This is a genomic window from Bacillus sp. 05T22, assembly GCF_056396765.1.
On record NZ_JBFTMC010000173.1, the window covers coordinates 1 to 5901 of the forward strand.

A 5901-nucleotide genomic window follows, 5' to 3' on the forward strand; every position below is an offset into this window, starting at 1 on the left:
GAGTGGAATAACTGCTAATAGTGGCGAACGATAAATCATAATTAATAATACAAAAATCAACCCAATTGTTGATAATAGAAGTACTACATCAGCATTTTTAAAAATTTCTAACGTATCCGCAGCAATCCCTGCTGGACCAGTTATTTTTGCCTCCATATTAGAAGGTAATTCCTGTTTTAATTCCTTTTTCATTTGCTTTACCGTATTATGAATCTCTTCTACTTCTAAATTACTTGTCATTGTTACAGGTAAAATAAAACTTGTTTTATCTTCAGATAAAAAGCCCTTTAACATTTGGACTGGCATTTCACTGATTGGAACAATTTTCTCAACATGTTTGATTTTCTTACCTTCTAGTTTCTCAGCCATTCCTTGAATACTATGTAACTGTTCTTCCTTCATTTCCTCTTTTTGATCAAATACAATAATAGCCGGTAATCCTTCATCATTTGGAAAATACTTTTCTACTTGTTTTTCAGCTTGCAAGGATGCTGCGCTTTCCGGAATGCCATCACCACTTACATTATTTGCGTATTTCTTTGCTGGTTTGGAGACTCCTGTTAGTACAAGCATAATAATAATCCAAGATACAACAATGATTTTCGCACCTTTTTTACTACTCGCAAAGTCTGTTGTGCTCTGTAACCATTTCAACATACAAACCCTCCTTACACATTATTAACATTTAATAAAATTAATTAATAACTTTACACTATATGTATATTGCCTTCTTACAAACAAATAAAGTGTAGGACAAATATATGTGAAAAACAAGACTGTTCACAAAAACTACAAATCATTATTTGTATATGCAATTATTAAAAAATTACATGTAAACTCTTAAAAATATCCAAGTTTTTATTTATATAATAAAAACTCCCCTAACCTCATGTGTTAGGGGAATTTTATGAACTACTATATGTTAACTCATCCGCAATCTTTCCTTCAATTGCTTTAAATAACGAGATCGTATCAAAATGAAATATACAATTTGAATTCCTACAAATATACTTAATACAATTGCATTCTCTTTTAACAGCGAATACTCAAACATTTGTCCCAAAGTTGTTAATGCAACTGCACCGTGTAACGTTGCAACACCAATCGGAACAAAGAATAATAACGCTAATCGAATGGTTACTACTTTTGCTAACTCACCACTTGTTAATCCTACTTTTCGAATAGAATCAAATAAACGATAATCATCTTCTAAGTCAGAGAATAGGCGGAAGTATAGAAAGSTACCTGCACAAACAAAGAATACAATTCCGATAAAGAATCCTACAAATAAAACAGGTCCAGCAAATTGTAAAGCCTGATTTTGATCATATTCTGCCGCACTAAACCTTGAATGTTCTTGATAAGGTTTTATTTGGTTTGTGAGTTCTTTTCCAGCTTCAATTTCATTTTTTGTTTCCTTTGTTTTATACATGTAATCTTTTACTTCTTTGAATCCATCTTGTAGTAGATTATATTGAGTTTCTGAAACTACATAGATATTTCCAGTAAGTACTTTACCAAGAGAAGATGTGTTAACTTTTTTTACCTGCAACGATTTGTTATCATTCGGTAATTCAATTGTTGTTCTCTCTTTTTTCGGTGGACCTGGTATTTCTATCGATAGAAATAGTACTGCATTTTCAGTTAATAAATCAACTGGCTCCCCCGTTAACTTTGCATACTTTTTATAATCAGATTCTCTTACAAATGTCGCATCTCTTAGTGGTTTATTTTCAGTTTTCTTTGATACAATATCTATTTTTTCAGCAGATATCTTATGTTTCGTCAATGTTTGCCCAATGGCTTGTACATGCTGTAATTCGTTTCCATTCTCCTGTGCAGAGTGATAATGAAATGCAATCGGTTGATCCATCACTCCTTTTGTCATGGAAGCAAAACCAACTAACGTACCTATAGCTGAAAAAGCAACGGTCGAAATAATCGTTACAATAAAGAACATCCTTGCATTATCCCTCATTCGATACGCTAAATCTGAAAGAGTAATAATATTCGTTCTCGTCCAATACAACCGTTTACTCTTTTTACATGCTCGAATAATAAATACACTGAGCTGCTTATACAGTAAATATGTACCAATAATGACAACTGTCGTTACGGGAATCAACATAATAAAAACCATTACACCATGCGAAGTTAAAGCACCTATATATCCCACTCCAAGCAATACTATAGCTAAGAACGAAGAAATAATTGAAGCTTTTGGTTCAGGCTTTGCTTTTACTGAGCCTCTAAACAATTTCATGATTTGATTTTTACGAATCATCCCTGCACTAAAGAAAGAAATGATAATAAATAATATGAAAAACATAATGCTTGTTACACCGATTGCTGTTGTTGGTACATAGTATGATAAAGATAGATCTAACTTTAATAATAATGGCGCTACCAAAATCAATATACCCGAAAACAGCATGCCACAAATGATACCTGTAATAATTGCAGCGATACCGATCATAACATTTTCAAAAAAGATAAGACGCTTTAATTGAAATTTCGTCATACCTAGCATCATTAAAATCCCTAATTCACGCTTTCTTGTTTTTAAAAACATTCCCATTGAATACAAAATAAAGAAAAACGTAAAAAGATAAATAATGGCCTGTGCAACAGACATACTTACAAATACATATTGACCTAATTGGCCTGCGCTTAATGCAGGATGAAAAGCAAAAAATGAGTAAACAAAAAAGGCCATAATTGCAAATGTACTACTCAAAAAATAAGCTGAATACGTTCGTCTATTTCGCGTTACATTACGAAACGCTAATTCTCTAATATTCATATTGTACCTCCGCTCTTTCAATAACTATATCGCTATCATAATAAAGCGAAGAAATATCTTCCATCGATTCAAATGACAAAAACCTTACATTTTTGAAAGGTTACAGAAAAATTGATTAAACGAAACAGTTTCATTATAATAACTACATTCATATTCATACGTTCAACCTATTGTATATTCGCTAATTTTGCGAAATAATAAGGGTGGAGATATATGAATCAGTACATATAAACGTATTGCTTGTTCTATATGAATAGGAGGAAAACATAATGACATTACAAGAACAAATTATGGAAGCGCTGCATGTTCAACCTATAATTGATCCGAAAGCAGAAATTCGTAAACGAATTGATTTCTTAAAGGACTATTTAAGAAAAACAGGTGCAAAAGGATTTGTGCTTGGAATTAGTGGTGGGCAAGATTCTACACTAGCAGGTCGCTTAGCACAACTTGCAGTTGAAGAAGTTCGCAATGAAGGAGGCAACGTAACATTTATTGCTGTACGTCTTCCATATCACGTACAAAAAGATGAAGATGATGCACAGTTAGCACTACAATTTATTAAACCTGAACAATCTGTTGCTTTCGATATTGCAACAACAGTTGATGCATTTTCAAACCAATATAAAGACTTATTAGGAGAGTCATTAACAGACTTCAATAAAGGAAACGTCAAAGCTCGCATTCGTATGGTCACACAATATGCAATTGGCGGACAACAAGGTTTACTTGTTATCGGAACAGATCACGCTGCTGAGGCTGTAACAGGATTCTTCACAAAATTTGGAGATGGCGGTGCTGACCTTCTACCACTTACAGGCCTAACAAAACGTCAAGGAAGAGCTTTATTACAAGAATTAGGTGCTGAAGAACGTCTTTACTTAAAAATGCCAACAGCTGATTTATTAGACGAAAAGCCAGGTCAAGCTGACGAAACAGAATTAGGCATTACATACGATCAACTAGATGATTACTTAGAAGGAAAAGCAGTTCCTGAAGGCGTTGCCGAAAAAATCGAAAAACGTTATACAGTAAGTGAACATAAAAGACAAACACCGGCATCAATGTTTGATGATTGGTGGAAATAAACATATAAAGAAAAAAGAAGTCAATTTATATTGGCTTCTTTTTTGCAGACTTTGTTAAAATATTATTTTATTAACGATATACAGCTGTTTTCCCTTTCAGAATATCTTGCAAACAATCCTTATGCTGTTCATTAAATAGTACAGGCATTTGATCTAACGGGAAAAACTGTAAATCTAAAGTTTCTTCCCCATCTATCTTTTTACTTCCACCAATTATAGAGCATTTAAAGAACAATCCAATCGTCTGTACTTGATCCCCATTCGGATATGTATGAAAATATTTTGTATATACGCCTATAAACTCATCTACTTGCACCATATACCCAGTCTCTTCCCTTATTTCTCGAATTGCAGTTTCTTCAGCCGATTCTCCAATCTCCATTGCTCCTCCTGGAAATCCCCATCCTCCGTTATCTCCCCTTTTTTGAAGAAGTACTTCACCTGCTTCGTTAAAAACACAGCCACCAGAAAAATTTAATATCACACATTCATGCCCTACTTTTGTTCGTAGCTTTCTAATGTAATCAGCCATCTTAACTCCCCCAATACACCGTTCGTCTATTTCTATTTAATTATTTTTTATCTTTTTCAAGTAATTCAATAATTTTATCGAGTTTTTTCTCTATCTGGTCGGAATGAACATTTTTTGTAGAAGAATTTATTAGTAATCTCCGAATGAAAAGAGTGAAAGATACGACAAATAACACAATAAGGCCTATCATGACGCACAAGTAAATCATTGCAAATATATCATTTTCAAATAAAGACACATCATTCAACCCATTTCTATTTTTTATAATTTTAACATAACTTAACAATAAATAGAGTTTTAATCATGTGTTATCCATTCTAAAAATAATAGTTTTATCCCGCTATTTGCGGGCAGTAAGATCCCCACCTCAAAATTCAGCAGAAGCAAAGAGGAGCAACTGCCCGTAAAAGCCAGATTGGTGAGGGCTAATAATCAGTGGGGAATGGAGAAAGCCCCACTGATTAAAGTTTCATTTTATATGACTTAGTTATTTTAGCTTCCCTTGCTACTAACAACTAAGAAAAAAGAGTATCTACGGAAGATACTCTTTTCATTAATACTTAAACGTAATCGTCGCCAATGAATAGTCAGCTTGCGCACTATATGGAGCTACTTGATAAGAAACTCGTTTCACTCCGTTTGGCCAAGAAATTTCATTTAATACTTTTTTAACATCTTGCATCGTTCCATCCATAGACTGCTTATAGCGCACTTCTACTTTTTTAGGTTGTCCTGCAAATTGCTTCTGTAATTTTTTCTTTAATTCATTGTAGTTATCCGCTCCATATTTAGCAGATAAATATACAAGATTTGTATCCTTTAACATTTGCTGATATACCAGTGTTTTTGGACTTCCTACTTTGATTTTACTTGTTAATTCATTATAATAATTTGTTGTTGCTGCCGGATATTTACTCCGATCCCAGCTATGATCTTTACTTAATTGTTCATCAGACATATTAAAATATGAATAGGTTACACGTCCCTCTTTATCTGGAACCGGATCATCAAACGTAGTATCGAGATGATACCATTTCCCATCGATATTCACTAGATTCCAGGCATGCGCTTGCCCATCCCCCATCCCAGTTACGATATGGGATTGAATACCTGCTTCTTTTAATAATTGATAGGTTAATAATGTATATCCTTGACAAACCGCTGAACGATTCACCAACGCTTCATACGCCGTATAAGCTTTATAGGAAGTATCGTATGAAACATGTTTCACAACATAATCATGAATTGCTTTCACTTTTTCATGCTCATCCATGCCAACCTTCAAAATAGAACTTATAATTGATTTTGCTTGCGCCTTTACATGTTGCGTTTGTTCTTTTGATTCACGATATGTAATTTTTAATGTAAAAGTATAATTTCCTGGTATACCATGAATTGAATATTTTGTACTTGCTACATTGTATTTTAAGTACTCATCTGCATCTACTATCTTAGTATACTCTTTATAGAGCGTATCC

At 33.4% G+C, this 5901-nt stretch carries 6 protein-coding genes; 1 reads left to right on the forward strand and 5 read right to left on the reverse strand.

The window, feature by feature from the left end:
• Both AC1DIT_RS26810 and AC1DIT_RS26815 read right to left on the reverse strand, forming a co-directional pair.
• Positions 1–657, reverse strand: a 657-nt coding sequence (locus AC1DIT_RS26810) for an MMPL family transporter (protein ID WP_476998540.1), incomplete at its 3' end; no start/stop codon positions are given.
• A 265-nt stretch (positions 658–922) separates the two neighbouring features.
• Positions 923–2803 (reverse strand): FtsX-like permease family protein, encoded by a 1881-nt coding sequence (locus AC1DIT_RS26815; RefSeq protein ID WP_476998541.1) that lies wholly within the window; start codon positions 2801–2803, stop codon positions 923–925.
• 269 nt (positions 2804–3072) lie between these two features.
• On the opposite strand from AC1DIT_RS26815, the gene nadE reads away from it, so the two are divergent.
• On the forward strand, positions 3073–3891 hold the full coding sequence (gene nadE, locus AC1DIT_RS26820) for an ammonia-dependent NAD(+) synthetase (protein WP_016114554.1): 819 nt from the start codon (positions 3073–3075) through the stop codon (positions 3889–3891).
• A gap of 70 nt (positions 3892–3961) precedes the next feature.
• Here the strand turns inward: nadE and AC1DIT_RS26825 are convergent, their stop codons facing one another.
• The 3 genes from AC1DIT_RS26825 to AC1DIT_RS26835 all read right to left on the reverse strand — a co-directional run.
• Entirely contained in the window at positions 3962–4423 is a 462-nt protein-coding gene (locus AC1DIT_RS26825; protein WP_016114553.1) for an NUDIX hydrolase, read from the reverse strand.
• Positions 4424–4463: 40 nt separating this feature from the next.
• Positions 4464–4661 carry a DUF4083 domain-containing protein gene (locus AC1DIT_RS26830; RefSeq protein WP_077294406.1) on the reverse strand — a complete coding sequence of 66 codons (198 nt, stop codon included), beginning with the start codon at positions 4659–4661 and terminating at the stop codon, positions 4464–4466.
• 315 nt (positions 4662–4976) lie between these two features.
• Positions 4977–5901: transglutaminase domain-containing protein (locus tag AC1DIT_RS26835; protein ID WP_476998542.1), on the reverse strand; the 925-nt coding region annotated here is incomplete at its 5' end.

Excerpts from the sequence above, each read along its gene's own strand:
- AC1DIT_RS26825 (WP_016114553.1), bottom strand. The coding sequence starts at position 4,423 with ATGGCTGATTACATTAGAAAGCTACGAACAAAAGTAGGGCATGAATGT.
- nadE (WP_016114554.1), top strand. The coding sequence starts at position 3,073 with ATGACATTACAAGAACAAATTATGGAAGCGCTGCATGTTCAACCTATA.